Origin of the sequence: Nostoc sp. WHI, assembly GCF_015714725.1 — a bacterium.
Classification (GTDB): domain Bacteria; phylum Cyanobacteriota; class Cyanobacteriia; order Cyanobacteriales; family Nostocaceae; genus Nostoc.
Genome location: NZ_WBKM01000222.1, coordinates 15,401 through 30,469 on the forward strand (window position 1 = coordinate 15,401; position 15,069 = coordinate 30,469).

General features: G+C 41.0%; 14 protein-coding genes. 8 read left to right on the plus strand and 6 right to left on the minus strand.

The genetic code is table 11. From position 1 onward, the window contains the following. Positions 1–114: 114 nt before the first annotated feature. The gene (locus F8S12_RS40845) at positions 115–312 is read right to left on the minus strand and encodes a hypothetical protein (RefSeq protein WP_230968196.1); all 198 of its coding nucleotides are present in this window, start codon (positions 310–312) and stop codon (positions 115–117) included. A 386-nt stretch (positions 313–698) separates the two neighbouring features. On the opposite strand from F8S12_RS40845, the gene F8S12_RS22230 reads away from it, so the two are divergent. Next, positions 699–1,022 carry a hypothetical protein gene (locus F8S12_RS22230; RefSeq protein ID WP_196518430.1) on the plus strand — a complete coding sequence of 108 codons (324 nt, stop codon included), beginning with the start codon at positions 699–701 and terminating at the stop codon, positions 1,020–1,022. Between the two features lie 508 nt (positions 1,023–1,530). Then, positions 1,531–4,095 (plus strand): alpha-glucan family phosphorylase, encoded by a 2,565-nt coding sequence (glgP, locus tag F8S12_RS22235; RefSeq protein ID WP_196518431.1) that lies wholly within the window; start codon positions 1,531–1,533, stop codon positions 4,093–4,095. 329 nt (positions 4,096–4,424) lie between these two features. Here glgP and F8S12_RS22240 read toward each other — a convergent pair whose 3' ends face one another. Next, positions 4,425–4,892, minus strand: a complete 468-nt coding sequence (locus F8S12_RS22240; protein ID WP_196518432.1) for a DUF29 domain-containing protein — start codon at positions 4,890–4,892, stop codon at positions 4,425–4,427. 37 nt (positions 4,893–4,929) lie between these two features. Further along, complete coding sequence (locus F8S12_RS22245) at positions 4,930–5,682, minus strand: DUF429 domain-containing protein (protein WP_196518456.1); 753 nt, start codon at positions 5,680–5,682, stop codon at positions 4,930–4,932. 151 nt (positions 5,683–5,833) lie between these two features. On the opposite strand from F8S12_RS22245, the gene F8S12_RS22250 reads away from it, so the two are divergent. The 6 genes from F8S12_RS22250 to F8S12_RS22275 all read left to right on the plus strand — a co-directional run bounded on the left by F8S12_RS22250 (position 5,834) and on the right by F8S12_RS22275 (position 12,875). Beyond that, complete coding sequence (locus F8S12_RS22250; RefSeq protein ID WP_196518433.1) at positions 5,834–7,093, plus strand: glycosyltransferase family 4 protein; 1,260 nt, start codon at positions 5,834–5,836, stop codon at positions 7,091–7,093. Positions 7,094–7,189: 96 nt separating this feature from the next. After that, positions 7,190–8,056 carry a calcium-binding protein gene (locus F8S12_RS22255; RefSeq protein WP_196518434.1) on the plus strand — a complete coding sequence of 289 codons (867 nt, stop codon included), beginning with the start codon at positions 7,190–7,192 and terminating at the stop codon, positions 8,054–8,056. Between the two features lie 83 nt (positions 8,057–8,139). Further along, the gene (locus tag F8S12_RS22260) at positions 8,140–9,240 is read left to right on the plus strand and encodes a fatty acid desaturase family protein (protein WP_196518435.1); all 1,101 of its coding nucleotides are present in this window, start codon (positions 8,140–8,142) and stop codon (positions 9,238–9,240) included. A gap of 541 nt (positions 9,241–9,781) precedes the next feature. Continuing rightward, positions 9,782–10,792 (plus strand): tryptophan--tRNA ligase, encoded by a 1,011-nt coding sequence (gene trpS / locus F8S12_RS22265; protein WP_196518436.1) that lies wholly within the window; start codon positions 9,782–9,784, stop codon positions 10,790–10,792. Between the two features lie 58 nt (positions 10,793–10,850). Further along, positions 10,851–11,771: a methylenetetrahydrofolate reductase gene (locus tag F8S12_RS22270; protein WP_196518437.1), complete on the plus strand. Its 921-nt coding sequence runs from the start codon at positions 10,851–10,853 to the stop codon at positions 11,769–11,771. A gap of 216 nt (positions 11,772–11,987) precedes the next feature. Continuing rightward, positions 11,988–12,875: an Rpn family recombination-promoting nuclease/putative transposase gene (locus tag F8S12_RS22275; RefSeq protein ID WP_196518438.1), complete on the plus strand. Its 888-nt coding sequence runs from the start codon at positions 11,988–11,990 to the stop codon at positions 12,873–12,875. A gap of 90 nt (positions 12,876–12,965) precedes the next feature. On the opposite strand, the gene F8S12_RS22280 is transcribed toward F8S12_RS22275, so the two are convergent. The 3 genes from F8S12_RS22280 to F8S12_RS22290 form a co-directional block, all read right to left on the minus strand. Then, positions 12,966–13,211, minus strand: a complete 246-nt coding sequence (locus F8S12_RS22280; protein ID WP_196518439.1) for a hypothetical protein — start codon at positions 13,209–13,211, stop codon at positions 12,966–12,968. Between the two features lie 241 nt (positions 13,212–13,452). Continuing rightward, positions 13,453–14,001, minus strand: a complete 549-nt coding sequence (locus F8S12_RS22285) for a phosphate-starvation-inducible PsiE family protein (RefSeq protein ID WP_196518440.1) — start codon at positions 13,999–14,001, stop codon at positions 13,453–13,455. Positions 14,002–14,090: 89 nt separating this feature from the next. Beyond that, a complete protein-coding gene (locus tag F8S12_RS22290; protein ID WP_196518441.1) occupies positions 14,091–15,002 on the minus strand; it encodes a tetratricopeptide repeat protein in 912 nt (303 codons plus the stop codon). Between the last annotated feature and the right edge of the window lie 67 nt (positions 15,003–15,069).

The following is a 15,069-nucleotide window of genomic DNA, read 5'->3' on the forward strand; positions in this document are numbered from 1 at the left end:
CAACAAAAATACATTTAACTAGACTATTTTAAAGACTAGAGAAAATTTCTGCCTAGCAGGATAATGTAATTATTGTCGGATTTTGATGGGTACTTATGCCCAAATAAAATCCAATTAAGGTGGATTATCTCCCACATCAGCCATCACATTGAAGTTAACCATCGGTGCAAACAAGTAAGCGCTTCCCCGACTGCTATGACGGCTTTCTTGTAATGAATTTCTAGAGTATGCTGCTCCAATCATGTTGCACACGGATGATTTACAGACTAACCAATTCACGCTTGTAATTAGATGAATGGCTTTTAATAACATTTGCTTTTAACGATAACACATATTATTTTTAGTGGAGCAATATTATTAAATAAGTTGATTTTAAGGTTATTTACTGATGAAAGTATTAAATATTAGCTAGCTTTTTTACTAGAGCGATCGCTACTTCGCTACTGTTTAATATTTTTATACTGTTAGATAAAATACACTCATGATAGAAAGTAGACAGGGGTGTATTACTTATAGCTATAAACTTGTAAATCACCCATTCGGGTGAGCCAAGCGGGTGATGCGTGCTTGGCACTACTTGTTATAAATTTTATTAAAACGAAGCTTAAATGTAGCTTATTTTCTAGGAGAAGTCCACAAAATAATATCAAATGCCCAAAATGAGGTATCGGTTTTAACTCACACACTTGGTTCAAATTATGGCTTTAATTAAAGAAATTGTGCAACAAGCTCTAACTATCGGCTATCTGAGTGTTGTAGCCGAGGATGAATTGCGATCGCAACTTCAAAGTAATTATGATTCAGAAGATTTAGATGCCTGGATCATTTTACAGCGATCTGTTGTGGCGGGTGATGTGAAGCAAGAGTCGCGCCGAAAAAAAGTTTCCCTTTCTCCTAAAGCCAAGGACGCTTCATCGGGGATCAAACTTGCTTATCAAATGGCAGCGGAAATTGCTTATGCAGCTGCTATCGCTCTGACAATGCCAAAAAATACCAAAGATCAGCCTTCACTAGGTGCATAAAATAACAAGCTGCTTAGTTATTTTACTATTACAGGATCAATGTTTGATACCAAGTGGTTAACCACTTGGTATCGTTTTCGGAGCGAATAACATCAGATTATATAAGTATTTTCGTTTGCAGTGCCTTTAAGCGAGCGCAGTTTTATTAAAAAATAAAAATTTAACTACTTTTTGACGCACCTATAAGCTATAAGAAATTATCGCTCTCAGCCAAGACTTCAGAATTGATCCCCTGAATCAATACTAAAATAAATATAAATATTTCTTCCAAACTAGATTTTTTTAGGTATTACATAACAGTAAATGATTAAATTTTAATATACCAAGTACATGGCTGAGGGTAACGCATAGAATTAGAAACACCTTGGTGTAAATTCTAGCAACAAGGTTAAGAAAAATTTCAATGCTTAACAAAGTCGTCGCTTTTTCATCTACTTAATAAAGAATTGGCAACATTGGTAAAGAAAGTAAACAATAACCATAGCTAAACTTGGAGTTTTGCCAGCTTATGCAGCCAATTCGTACATTTAACGTATCCCCTTCACTACCGCCGCGACTCGAACCTCTGCGGCGGCTGGCGTATAATTTGCACTGGGATTGGAACGTTGATACTAAAGATTTATTTCGTCGTTTAGACTCCGACCTGTGGGAGTCTAGCCATCATAACCCGGTGTTGATGCTGGGTACTATCTCTCAAGGGCGGCTTTTGGAAGTTGTTGAAGATGAAGGCTTCCTAGCGCAAATGGATCGATCTCACCGGCAGTTAGAGGATTATTTGCAAGAGCGCACTTGGTATCAGAAACAACGAAACCAGAAACCAAAAGAATGCTTCGCCTATTTTTCGGCTGAATTTGGGCTTGTAGATTGTTTGCCAGTCTATTCTGGAGGCTTGGGCGTTCTGGCGGGAGATCACCTCAAATCTGCTAGTGATTTGGGGCTACCGCTTGTGGGCGTAGGTTTACTCTATCAGCAAGGCTACTTTGCTCAGTATCTCAATGCCGATGGTTGGCAGCAAGAACGTTACCCCATCAACGATTTCTATAATATGCCCTTGCATCTAGAGCGTAATTCTGATGGTTCAGAACTGCAAATTGCGGTAGATTATCCAGGGCGCAAGGTGTATGCCAGAGTTTGGCGCGTACAGGTGGGAACAGTGCCCCTGTATCTGCTGGACACCAACATCGCACCTAACATAATTTATGACCACGACATCACAGATCAGCTGTATGGTGGCGACATCGATATGCGTATCCACCAGGAAATCATGCTGGGGATCGGTGGTGTGCAAATGCTCAAAGCTTTGGGGCTGAAAGTCACCGCCTACCACATGAATGAAGGACACGCAGCCTTCTCCATCCTAGAGCGCATCCGCCTGCTGATTCAGGAAGAGGGACTCACTTATGCCCAAGCCAAACAGGTAGTAGCTTCCAGCAATATCTTTACCACCCACACACCAGTACCAGCCGGGATTGACTTGTTTGCTCCCGACAAAATGCTGTACTACTTGGGGTACTATGCAGACATTTTTGGCTTGCCTAAAGAGCAATTTTTAGGACTGGGGCGTGAAAATACGGGTGATTTATCCGGGCCTTTCAGTATGGCAGTGCTGGCGCTGAAGATGGCAACATTTTCTAATGGTGTAGCACAGTTGCATGGTGTAGTTTCGCGGCAAATGTTCCAGGCTTTGTGGCAGAAAGTGCCAGTAGAGGAAGTGCCGATCGCAGCAATTACTAACGGTGTCCATGCCCGTAGTTGTGTGGCGAAATCGACTCAAGAATTGTACGATCGCTACTTGGGGCCAAACTGGTCATCAGCACCACTAGATAGCCCGTTATGGGAGCGGATGGATGCCATTCCCGATGAAGAATTGTGGCGTAATCACGAACGCTGCCGCTTAGATATGATTTTGTATGTGCGGGAACATTTAGTCAAGCATTTGCGCGATCGCGGCGCTTCCGCCTCAGAAATTTTCCAAGCCCAAGAAGTTTTAGATCCTTACGCTTTCACCGTTGGCTTTGCCCGTCGGTTTGCCACCTATAAACGTGCTACTCTGTGGATGCGTGATTTGGAACGCATTAAGCGGCTTTTACTGAACAACAAAGACCGAAAAGTGCAATTTGTGATTGCTGGGAAGGCACACCCCAAAGATATCCCAGGTAAAGAACTTATCCGCGATATCAATCACTTTATCCGCGAACAGCATTTAGAAAAACAGGTAGTGTTTGTTCCCAATTACGACATTCATATTGCCCGATTGATGGTTGCGGGTTGCGATATTTGGTTAAACACACCGCGTCGTCCACGGGAAGCCTCTGGTACCAGTGGGATGAAAGCAGCAATGAATGGATTGCCAAATTTAAGTGTGCTAGATGGCTGGTGGGATGAAGCCGATTATGTCCGCACAGGTTGGGCAATTGGACATGGAGAGAATTACGACGATCCTAACTACCAAGATGAAGTAGAAGCAAATGCTCTCTACGAGTTGTTAGAAAAGGAAGTTGTACCGCTATTTTATGAGCAGCGTGATAGCGATGGTTTGCCCCGTCCGTGGGTTGCCAAAATGAAAGATGCAATTCGGTTGAATTGTCCCTTCTTTAATACAGCGCGGATGGTAGGAGAATATGCACAAAGAGCTTATTTTCCAGCGAGCGATCGCTATCATACCTTAACTGTTGATAACTATGCCCCAGCTAAAGAACTAGCTGATTGGAAAGCAAAACTGGGCGAACAATGGTTCAATATCAAAATCAAAGATATTGACGTATCAGCAGCTTCAGACATTGAGGTTAATCAAACTGTTGCTGTTAAAGCCAAGGTTGATTTAGCAAGTTTGACAAATGATGATGTGCAGGTGGAGTTATATCAAGGTGCGCTCGATGCCAATGGTGAGATTGTCAACGCTGTGCCAGTGGTGATGGATTACCAAGGCAAGGATGCACAGGGATTGACTATTTACACGGGTAATATTACTTATACCACCTCTGGTTTGCAAGGCTTGTCTTTGCGCGTATTGCCGAAAAATCAACACCTGGCTAATCCCTATGAACCAAGGTTGATTGCTTGGGCAGAATAAGAGTGTTGAGTAGTTATTGAATACTAAAGACTAGGCGTTGCTGATTTAAGTTTAGCAACGCCTTTTATTATTGTGATACAGTCACGCACCAAAAATAATTATTGCTAAAATTATGAGGAATTATAAGGCAATACGCTTGGGTTAGTGATATTTAGTATGCGGAGATCCCCCCAACCCCCCTTAAAAAGGGGGGCTAATATCTCTTTTACCCCCTTTTTAAGGGGGTCGCCGCAGGCGGGGGGATCTTAACCCCAAGCGTATTGAATATATTTGGTTAATTACTTATTGGAAAAATACGAAACGGGGGATAGAAATCTATGAACAAAAATTTACAAGTTTTCAGGTAGATAATTAATATCTAGTAGCTGTTCTAAGGTGTAAGTACAATATTCAGGTAAGTTATCTAGTTTGCCTTCAGTTTTCTCAATTACGTATCCTAAAGCATCATCATAAATTGATGCTAATTCTTTTTCTAAAAATTGATATAAATTCGTTGTCAAATTACGTTTTAATTGATTTCTAAAACTTCTAATTTCTGCTTTCCAATGCCCAGAATTATATTGAGATTCTTCTATCCAATATTGCAGCAATAAAAGATGTGTAATAATTTGTTCTAATAAACTAGCAACCTTAGCTTTGTCTCTACGACCCAAATTTTCTAGCTCCTCAATTAAATTTTCTAAATCTAATTCTTCTAAATGGTTAGCTTTCAATAGCTTAATTGTTTCCTCTAACCAGAGATGCTCATCAATTTCATAAAGCTCTTTTAAACTTAAATTAGAACTAACTCCTTGCATAAAACCTCCTGAACTTAAATTTTACGAGATTACAATTTTAGGCTAAAACTCTGTGAGGGATGATAATGTAGCCAGTGGTGCGTAGGCGTAGCCCGTCGGAGACATCGCCTAATATTAAATTACGTTGTTCTCCCCAATACCACCAATAAGCAGCAACATAGGCGCAAATTAAGCTATCTAGTTTATCTTCAGTTGCTTTGAGGGCTGCGCCTGTGGTGGGAATTTCAAGAGGAAAAGAACCACAGAGGCGCAGAGGGGGTTCGCAAATGGGGAGGATATCAATAATGTAATTTTGGAGTTTGATTAGTTCTAGGCGGCGCTCATTGATGCGTCCTTTTTTGTATTTGAGGATGCGTCCTAAGTTGAATAGGTTAACGATCGCTGGGTGGGGAAAGACTTCTATTTGATATCTGCCGAGTTTTTGCGGTTCGATGGTGGGTGCGTGTGCAAAACCGCGTGATTCTAATTCTAAGCCAAAGTTGACGGTGCGATCGGCGAAGGGTAAGTTTTTGTTAGCTGGGTAGCATCCCGCATGATATTTGCCAAAGTGCTTGTGGGTGAGTTTATCGGCGAGGCGACTCCCGCTAGCGTTGGGTATGAGGGTGGGTGCATCTACGGCGATGATGGCTGGTTCGTCTGGTTTGACGCTCTGATCGATCCAGGTGAGGATGTCTGCAATGGCTTCTTTGCGGTCTAAATCAAGTAGTTGCAGTTGTCCATCTATCCATTCTAAGGAGCATAGTCCACTTGGTTGCGATCGCCAGCCTAAATCAATGCCAATAAATTTCATGTTCATAACACAAATTTGCGATTATTTTTGCATTTTTGGGCAACCATTTACCTAAATTTACTTGCAAACAATCGTGATAAATAATCTTATAATTTTAAGCAGTTTGTCTTAATTTATTTTATCTCGCAATAAGTTAATCAATATTATTCCGATGCAGATTTTATTTTTACATCCCAATTTTCCCTCACAATTCCGCAACCTAGCAACAGTTTTAGGTAAAGATGCTAATTACAAAGTTGTCTTTGGAACAAATCGGCGTGAAGGGGAAATACCTGGCGTTTATAAAGCTATTTACACTCCTTCTCGTGAAGCTGCTCCCCCGACGCACCACTATGTTCGCAATCTGGAAAATGCTGTTATTACTGCCCAGGCTGTCTATCGCGTGGCAGAAAAATTAAAAGCCGAGGGTTTTGTTCCAGATATAGTTTATGGTCATTCTGGCTGGGGGCCAACTTTATTTATGAAAGATATTTTCCCCAAAGCCGAATTATTGTGTTATTTCGAGTGGTTTTATCATGCTCATGGTTCGGATGCAGATTTTGATCCCACTGAACCACTGAATGCTGATGATGAATGTCGCATCCGCGTGAAAAATACGCCGATTTTGACTGATTTATATAGTTGCGATCGCGGTCTTTCTCCTACCAACTGGCAACGTCAGCAGTTTCCTAAAGAATATCATAGCAAAATCACTGTAATTCATGATGGTATCGACACCAAATATTTTGCTCCCAAACCAGGCGCAAAGTTAATTTTGCCAAGAATAAATCTTGACCTTTCCCATGTCGAAGAGTTGGTAACTTATGTGGGACGAGGAATGGAACCTTATAGAGGTTTTCCGCAGTTTATGGAAACAGTAGCCTTACTTCAGCAACGACGACCTAAGTGCCATGTAGTAGTTGTGGGAGAAGACAGAGTTGCTTATGGAAAGAATCTCCCCGATGGTCAGACTTATAAACAATTAATGTTAGAAAAATTATCTTTAGATTTATCAAGACTGCATTTTACAGATAGACTACCTTACAATGAGTACCTTCAGGTTTTACAAGCTTCTTCTGCTCATATTTATTTAACCCGTCCTTTTGTTTTATCCTGGTCAATGTTAGAAGTAATGGCAGCAGGATGTTTATTAGTAGCTTCTAAGACTCCGCCAGTATTAGAAGTTGTACAGGATGGGGTAAATGGACTGCTGGTGGATTTCTTTTCTCCTCAGAATATTGCTAATAGGGTTGAAGAAGCGTTGAATAATCCTCAAGAGATGAATGCAATTCGTGCGAATGCGCGAGAGACAATTCTGAAACGTTATGATTTAGCGAAACTGTTACCACAACATTTGCAATGGATGTTGGCTGGTAAAAGTTTTGAGAGTTTGAAAAAGCGTCCAGCATCTAAAGGATTTGGCAGAAATTAGATTACATTAGTCATTGGTCATTGGTCATTGGTCATTAGTTACAGCTAACAAAGGACAAAGGACAAATGACAAAGAAGTATAAAAGCGATATTTAAAATGCGAATTATTTTTACCATCGCCCATTTTTTCAAACCTAGCAATGATAGTCGTCATGCTTCTCAACGCAAAGATCCACAACCCCGTTTGCAGGCGTTAACTAAAAGCCTTACCGCCTTACACCAATTATTTGGTAAATCTCAAAGTATTATTAACATTGCTCAACGACTAGCTTTCCCTGCTAACCAGCCGCAGTCTCACGAACTAGATATTGTTATTTGTACAACCAAAGATGATCATCTTCTGAATCAGCTTCCTCTACGCTCCCATCTATATAGGCATCATTCTAACAATGTAGAACCTCTACTTTTGGGGTTTGAGTGCCAAGCAGTTCTGCAAAGTTGTCTTGGTCAATATGATTACTACTGCTTTCTTGAAGATGACCTAATTATCCATGACCCTTGGTTTTTTATCAAATTAAACTGGTTTACTCAACAAGCGGGTGACTTAAGCTTGCTTCAACCAAATCGTTATGAAATCTCTCCCCACGGTTTGGTTCACAAGGCTTATATTGATGGGGATTTGGCGTTGCGAGTAACTGCTCCCTTTCAAAATGTGCAGGAGCAACAGGAACTCAAAGGTGCAATTATGAATATACCAATTACTTTTCGTCGTGCGCTCAATCCTCACGCAGGCTGCTACTTTTTAAATGCAAATCAGATGGCTCAATGGGCTAGTCAAACTTATTTTCTCGACCGCGATATTAGCTTTGTTGGGCCTCTAGAAAGTGCAGCCACTTTAGGAATTATGAAGACATTCCGAGTTTATAAAAGCTCACCGGAGCAAGCAAGTTTTCTGGAGATTCAGCACTTTGGAACAGGATTTCTGGGCCTAATTGGAGGACAGGTAGGTTTAGCAGAGAGGTAAATCGAATTTAAGAGTTTGGTTTTTATGAATTTTGAAACTATTTATTGTAATATAAGTTAAATAAAGTTCAACAATCAATATTTATGGAAGTTTGTAACACCCAAAAGTTAATTCGCCAAGCAGAGTATGCAAAAACATTGCGTCCCCTACTTCCTGCGGAAGCATTTCTTCCCGATCCAAGTAAATTAGTGATTCTATTAATTAATTGGGCAATTTTGATTTTAGGCTGGGCGATCGCATCTTATCTAGATCGTTGGAATTTATATTTTTTATGGCTTTATGTGCCTTTAGCTATAGTGATGGGCAATAGTGTTATCGTCTTGCTATTTAGCTCCCATGAGCTGATGCACGGTAGCGTAATTAGAAACTCCCATATACTCAGAATTATTAGCTTGCTAGGGCTAGCGATGTTGTGGATGCCACCCACATTGTGGAAAGCAGTACATAATCGAGAACATCATAATAAAACTAATTCTTTAGCAGATCCCGATCGCAATTACTTATATAAGCAGCCGAAAACTTGGGGTAAATGGATTCAAAATGTATGCGTACCTTCTGCTGAGGTTAATCCCATCAGTTTAATAGTGGGAATGGCAACTGCATGGGGAACACATAATCTTCGGAATTTGGTCTCTGTGCTATTTTTTAATCGTGAATCTGTAAGTTTTGTTCCTGCTGCCTTTACAGTCAAAACTAAAGAGCGTTGGTTAATTGCAGGTGAACTTTTTGTAATTGGTATGATTCATTTGAGTATCTTGGTATATTTACAATTTAATTTCATAAAAATCCTGTTGAGTTACTTTCTGCCTATTGGCATTGGTTACGCTGGAGCAATGTTTTACATCTATACAAACCACATGCTTTGTCAGATGACAAGCGTCAATGATCCACTTATTAATAGTATTTCCCTGCGTGTTCCTCAAATATTTGACAAATTGCATTTAAATTTTTCTTATCATACAGAACATCATATTTTTCCAGGAATAAACTCTGACTATTATCCCCTAGTGCAAGAATTATTAAAGATACACTATCCTGAACGTTTAAATTTATTAGATGCCAAAGATGCTTGGCAATTGCTTATGCAAACGCCAAGGCATTACAAAAATGAAGATACCTTTACCGATTGGTCGGGAGAAAAGTCTGTTCCTTGCGCTATCATTGAGAATTACAAAATTAATTAAGTTCGACTTTATCCATCTTTTGTCTCGTTCCCAGTCTCCGACTGGGAATGCCGTTCTAGAGGCTCCGCCTAGGCTGTTGACTTTGGCTATTTTTTGGGGAATTATCGAAAAACTATTTGTGCTGGTTTTTGCTTGTGTGAAAGCGCCCGCTACAGCCATCTTTATGCCAAAATAAAAAACACAATTTCTGCATGAAGTCTTGTGGGCTAAAGGGTACAGAGTCAACACCCTAGGCTCCGCCTCCCTTGCTGGCGGCGGAGCCGCCAAGAGCAGCATTTCCAGCCAGAGGCTGGAAACGAGGTTTTAAAGGGGTTTGCGCTTAAGTTGACACCAATGGGCAGTGTCGTCCCCCTACGGGTGTACCTCACGTAAACGAAAAACCTTATAGCAATGGGAGTTGAGTTAAAATCTCTCATCCTGTAACAGCGAGTTGACCTGGAAAATGTCAAAATTAAATGAGTTTTGCGTAGGCGGAAAGCAATTTGTCGCCAGACATCGCCTACTTTACTAGCGCAGATTTAAGATAACTAAGTTGGAATTTATGGGCAAGCAACGTGTTCTTTCTGGAGTTCAACCAACCGGCAATTACCATCTAGGCAACTACTTGGGAGCCATTCGCAACTGGGTAGAAGGTCAGAGCGAATACGAAAATTACCTTTTTGTGGCTGATTTGCACGCGATTACAGTGCCACACGACCCAAAACAGTTGGCAGATGATACCTACACCCTTGCTGCTCTCTATTTAGCTTGTGGTCTTGATTTAAATCACTCTACAATCTTTGTACAATCCCACGTTTCGGCTCACAGTGAACTCACTTGGTTGCTCAACTGCATTACACCTCTAAACTGGCTGCAAGATATGATTCAGTTTAAGGAAAAGGCACTCAAGCAGGGAGAAAATGTGAGTGCAGGCTTATTGGATTATCCTGTGCTGATGGCAGCTGATATTTTGCTTTACCAAGCAGATAAAGTGCCAGTGGGTGAAGACCAAAAGCAACACTTGGAATTGACACGGGATATTGCAGCTCGTTTAAATCACCAATTTGGGAAACCAGATCAACCAGTTCTGAAGTTACCAGATCCTTTGATTCGTAAGGAAGGGGCAAGGGTGATGAGTTTAGCGGACGGTACACGCAAAATGTCGAAGTCTGATCCTTCAGAGTTAAGCCGAATCAGTTTGCTAGATTCACCAGAACAGATTGAATACAAGATTAAGCGTTGTAAAACTGATCCGATTCGTGGTCTGACTTTTGATGATCCAGCGCGTCCAGAGTGTAATAATTTGTTAACACTGTATACATTGCTTTCTGGCAAAACGAAGGAAGATGTAGCAGTTGAGTGTCAGGATATGGGCTGGGGGCAATTTAAGCCATTGTTGACAAACACGATAATTGAGTCTCTGAAACCAATCCAAGAAAAATATCAGGCAATAACGGCGGATAAAAGCTATCTGGATTCTGTGTTGCGGGATGGAGGAGAAAAAGCTAGGGCGATCGCAAATCAAACTCTGTCACAAGTAAAAGCTGCTTTAGGCTACTCTCTTCCTCTATAAGTTCTCCCTTTTAGGTGTGATTCGTTATACCATGTAAGAAATTAAAATCCTTAATGTTATGCATCACACCCATAGCCCCACAGCCTTCAAGAGAGCTGTACAAGCAGGTGAATTTCTCGTTACCGCCGAGGTAGCACCTCCGAAAGGTGGAGATCCAGCGCACATGATTCAAATGGCGGCGACTCTTAAGGGAAGGGTTCATGCTGTCAATGTTACTGATGGTAGCCGCGCAGTGTTACGGATGTCTTCGTTACTGGCGTCGGTGATTTTGTCACAAAACGGCATAGAGCCGATTTGTCAAGTTGCTTGCCGCGATCGCAATCGTATTGGTTTACAAGCTGATTTGATGGGCGCTCATGCCTTGGGCATATATAACATTTTAGCCCTGACTGGCGACCCAGTAAAAGCAGGCGATCATCCAGATGCCAAAGCAGTGTTTGATTTAGAAGCTGTGCGACTGCTGCAACTGATTCGGAAGATGAATCAAGGCGTTGATTGCAACGAGAAACCCTTGACTGATGGAGCGTTAGATTTATTTGTTGGTGCAGCAGTAGATCCGCAATGTAAGAGTTGGTCGAGTTTGCAAAGTCGATTTGAACGCAAAATCGAAGCCGGAGCGCAGTTTTTTCAAAGTCAGTTAATTACCGACTTTGAGCGACTAGAAAAGTTTATGGACACAATTGCGGCTGGCTATAAAAAACCGATTTTGGCAGGAATCTTTTTGTTGAAATCGGCAAAAAATGCCCAGTTTATTAATAGATGTGTTCCGGGTGTAGATATTCCTCAGCATATTATTGATCGATTGGCAAAAGCCAAAGATCCCCTTGAGGAAGGAATGAAAATTGCTGCCGAGCAAGTGCAAATAGCGCGGCAATTGTGTCAGGGTGTACACATGATGGCAGTAAAACGAGAAGATGCGATCGCGCCAATTTTAGATATGGCTGGCATTGCTCCAGTTAATCAGTTGGTATCTAAGTAACGGAGATATAGCGTTTAACCTCACCCCGATAAAGCACAGCTTTATCTCCCCTCTCCTTAGTAAGGAGAGGGGTTGGAGGTGAGGTTTTGACGCTATAACAAATCTTTTATTAAAGTAGGTGGGAACAACCATCTGCTTTTTTTAATGCTGAATCAGATGCGTATACACTATTTTTGATAGACTTTGAATATCCAATTTTCGCTTTCCTAAATCCAGGTGCAAACTGACAAAGTATTTTATAGCTTGTTTCAAGCTTTTCCTAGCATATTTTTTGCAATAATTGGCGATACAACTGTCAATGTCAACGCCTATAAATTTGTTTCAGTCGAAGTAAAAGAAACTGCCTTTAGGATTGATGGGGTATTCATTCCCACAAGTGAAACCACAAACCAACCACTTTACTTTGTTGAAGTCCAGTTTCAATTAGACTCAACTTTTTATAGACGCTTCTTTGCTGAAATGTTCCTTTACTTGCGTCAAAACGAATCAGTCAATTTTTGGCGTGCTGTGGTTATCTATCCCCAAAGGAGTTTAGATCCAAGCGATCGGCTACCGTATGAATTGCTGCTAGACAGTTCACAAGTACAACGCATTTATCTAGATGAATTAGATACGGGGGAGAACTCACTGCAAGTTGCGATCGTTAAACTAATTATCGAAAGAGAAGAGACAGCCATTGACAAAGGTAGGGAATTAATTTTACAAGCAAGACAACAACTTGCAGATGAAGCTACCACCAAGCAAATTGTAGAATTGATAGAGACTATTCTGTTGTACAAATTTACCCGGTTAAGTCGAGAGGAGTTAGCAGAAATGTTGGGTATAGACGATGAATTCAAAAAAACAAGGATGTATCAATCAATTAAGGAAGACGGCTTAGAAGAAGGTCGGCAAGAAGGTCGGCAGAAAGGTCTGCAAGAAGGTCTGCAAGAAGGTCGGCAAGAAGGTCGGCAAGAGGGTCGGCAAGAGGGTCGGCAAGAAGGTCGGCAGGAAGCTAAGTTAGAAGCTATTCCCCGATTATTGGCATTGGGGTTGAGTGTGGAACAAGTGGCGGTGGCTCTCGATTTGACAGTGGCGCAAGTACAGCAAACAGCCCACAATTAATCTAGCTGATATTAGACTCTACTTGCGTCTAATGTAATCAACAAGTGCTGCATCTACGCCCATCGTATATGCAGCACTTAAATACCTGGGTTACATCTTACCGTGTTGCATGACTTCTTGTAGATGTCGGCGAACCTCTTGTGCTTGCTCAAGATCAGATTGGCGCAATTTCTGGAATAACTCTACACAAGGCTGGGAACCTAGTTTCTGTGCATCTTTGATGTAAGTATCGTAAGCCTTAATGGCTTCAGCCTTGTTGTGTAACACGGTGATAAAGTCGTACTCTAAGTTGCTAATTGGTTCTTGAGACTGTCCGTTACCTGTATTTTTAGCCATTGCTTGACCTGTTTTAGAATTTCTAATTAACTTTATACTCACCCTTAAAGAACGATTCATCTCCCAAAAAGAGTATATTTAAATACGTCGGAAGTACCTTGTAAGGGTAGGTTATATAAATTCGTAATTCGTAATTCGTAATTCGTAATTAATAGTCGTTACTCTATTGATGGAGCAGGAGATAGGACAGACAAGAGAGAAAATTCTACCTCATCTCCCCACTCCCTATTTTCATAGAAGTTTATCCAAGAGGTTGCTTCTCATCACATTGACGTGAATACTGCAATTCCAACTCATTTTGCCGTTCTCTGCCTCCTTTATACACATTCGGGCAAAACTTAGTATTAGCACTCATACAATCCATGTGTGGTGTCTTAGCACACACCACAAGCAGTCCACCCAGAACAAACAACAAACCGCAAATTGCAAGCGTATTAACCCAAGAAATTTCCAGCGCTCCGTGAACTACTATCTCTCGCAGTAGAGATACAATTGTTACCTCTACTGCTACTCCCACAGAGATACTATGTTCTTGCAAATAGACCATTAACAATCGAAATAACTCAACTAAAATCAATACAAACAGTATTTTTGCAGTCACAGATTTATAGTCTAGTGGCTGCGTGAGAGCGATAGCTATCCCCCACAATTGGATCAGCATGACGGCGAACAAACCCAAACACAAGACAATCACAATTAAGTCTTGGAAGGCTTCCATGTTGCGAACAATTGATTGCCGATCAAGCCAGCGATCGCTAAATAAAAATCGACTCTTTAGGCGCTTTTGCATGTACGTTTTATTCCAATTGGGATCAGTTCAGACAACACCAGCGAGTCAACCCAATAGTCTTATATTATGCAATATTAAGCTTTTGCGCCTCAGCGAGGTTGGTAATTTAAATTTTGTGCTTGTTGCAACAATTGCTCGGCATTTTTTGCCCACTGGGGATTACCCTGAGCATTGTATAAATCTCTAGCAAATTGCAATACTTGTACTGCATCTTGATATTGCTGTAACTGCATAAAAACTAACCCTGCACCATAATAAGCATTGGGATAGTTAGAGTTAGCTTCGGCTGATTTTCTAAAAGCCTCTAATGCTTCTTGTGATTTGCGTTGACTAAACCAAATTGAACCAAGATTATAGTAAGCTTCTGAATACTTCGGATTAATTTTTACTGCCTGATTAAAGGCATCTCTGGCTTGGTCGAGTTTACCTTGTTGGAGATAACACATTCCCAAATGATAAGGAGGTTCTGGTGCATTTTTGCTATATTCTATGGCTTTTTTAAAAGATGCGATCGCTCGCTCACAATCTCGTTGCTGCTCTCGTACCAACCCCAAGTTATAGTGGGCAAATCCTAGTTTGGGATCAAGTTCTAGGGCACGTTGCAAGTAATCGTTAGCTAACTGTAAATTATTACCTTCTAACAACGCTCCGCCTAAATTAGCAAAAGCTGGAGCAAATTTAGGATCGGCTTGTGTTGCTCGATAAAATGCGTCCGCAGAGGGTTGTAATTGTCCCGTTTGTCGGAATGCTAACCCTAAATTATAGTGCGCTGCTACCAATGTCGGATCTAATTGGCTTGCCTGTTTAAAGGCTGCGATCGCATCTTGTACCTTTTCCGCCTGAATTGCTTGTAAGCCTTGATTTAACCAGTCTATGGCAGTTTTAGCATTAGATTGTGCCAGTTTTAAGGGGACAGCAGGAGAGGGGAAAGAAATGTTAACAACCAGCAAAGTTAAACTTACTAACCCTGCTATGCCATATTTGGAGAATGATAATCCCATTGATTTTGTAACTCGCAACACTTTCAGTTAAATTTACTTCATAAAAAGTTTGTTACAAAACTTCTTT

Bases quoted from the DNA above. Each gene is read 5' to 3' on its own strand.
- F8S12_RS22245 (WP_196518456.1), bottom strand. From the start codon at position 5,682: ATGAAATTTATTGGCATTGATTTAGGCTGGCGATCGCAACCAAGTGGA.
- glgP (WP_196518431.1), top strand. From the start codon at position 1,531: ATGCAGCCAATTCGTACATTTAACGTATCCCCTTCACTACCGCCGCGA.
- F8S12_RS22285 (WP_196518440.1), bottom strand. From the start codon at position 14,001: ATGCAAAAGCGCCTAAAGAGTCGATTTTTATTTAGCGATCGCTGGCTT.
- F8S12_RS22290 (WP_196518441.1), bottom strand. From the start codon at position 15,002: ATGGGATTATCATTCTCCAAATATGGCATAGCAGGGTTAGTAAGTTTA.
- F8S12_RS22270 (WP_196518437.1), top strand. From the start codon at position 10,851: ATGCATCACACCCATAGCCCCACAGCCTTCAAGAGAGCTGTACAAGCA.
- F8S12_RS22260 (WP_196518435.1), top strand. From the start codon at position 8,140: ATGGAAGTTTGTAACACCCAAAAGTTAATTCGCCAAGCAGAGTATGCA.
- F8S12_RS22230 (WP_196518430.1), top strand. From the start codon at position 699: ATGGCTTTAATTAAAGAAATTGTGCAACAAGCTCTAACTATCGGCTAT.
- trpS (WP_196518436.1), top strand. From the start codon at position 9,782: ATGGGCAAGCAACGTGTTCTTTCTGGAGTTCAACCAACCGGCAATTAC.
- F8S12_RS22240 (WP_196518432.1), bottom strand. From the start codon at position 4,892: ATGCAAGGAGTTAGTTCTAATTTAAGTTTAAAAGAGCTTTATGAAATT.
- F8S12_RS40845 (WP_230968196.1), bottom strand. From the start codon at position 312: ATGTTATTAAAAGCCATTCATCTAATTACAAGCGTGAATTGGTTAGTC.
- F8S12_RS22280 (WP_196518439.1), bottom strand. From the start codon at position 13,211: ATGGCTAAAAATACAGGTAACGGACAGTCTCAAGAACCAATTAGCAAC.
- F8S12_RS22250 (WP_196518433.1), top strand. From the start codon at position 5,834: ATGCAGATTTTATTTTTACATCCCAATTTTCCCTCACAATTCCGCAAC.
- F8S12_RS22255 (WP_196518434.1), top strand. From the start codon at position 7,190: ATGCGAATTATTTTTACCATCGCCCATTTTTTCAAACCTAGCAATGAT.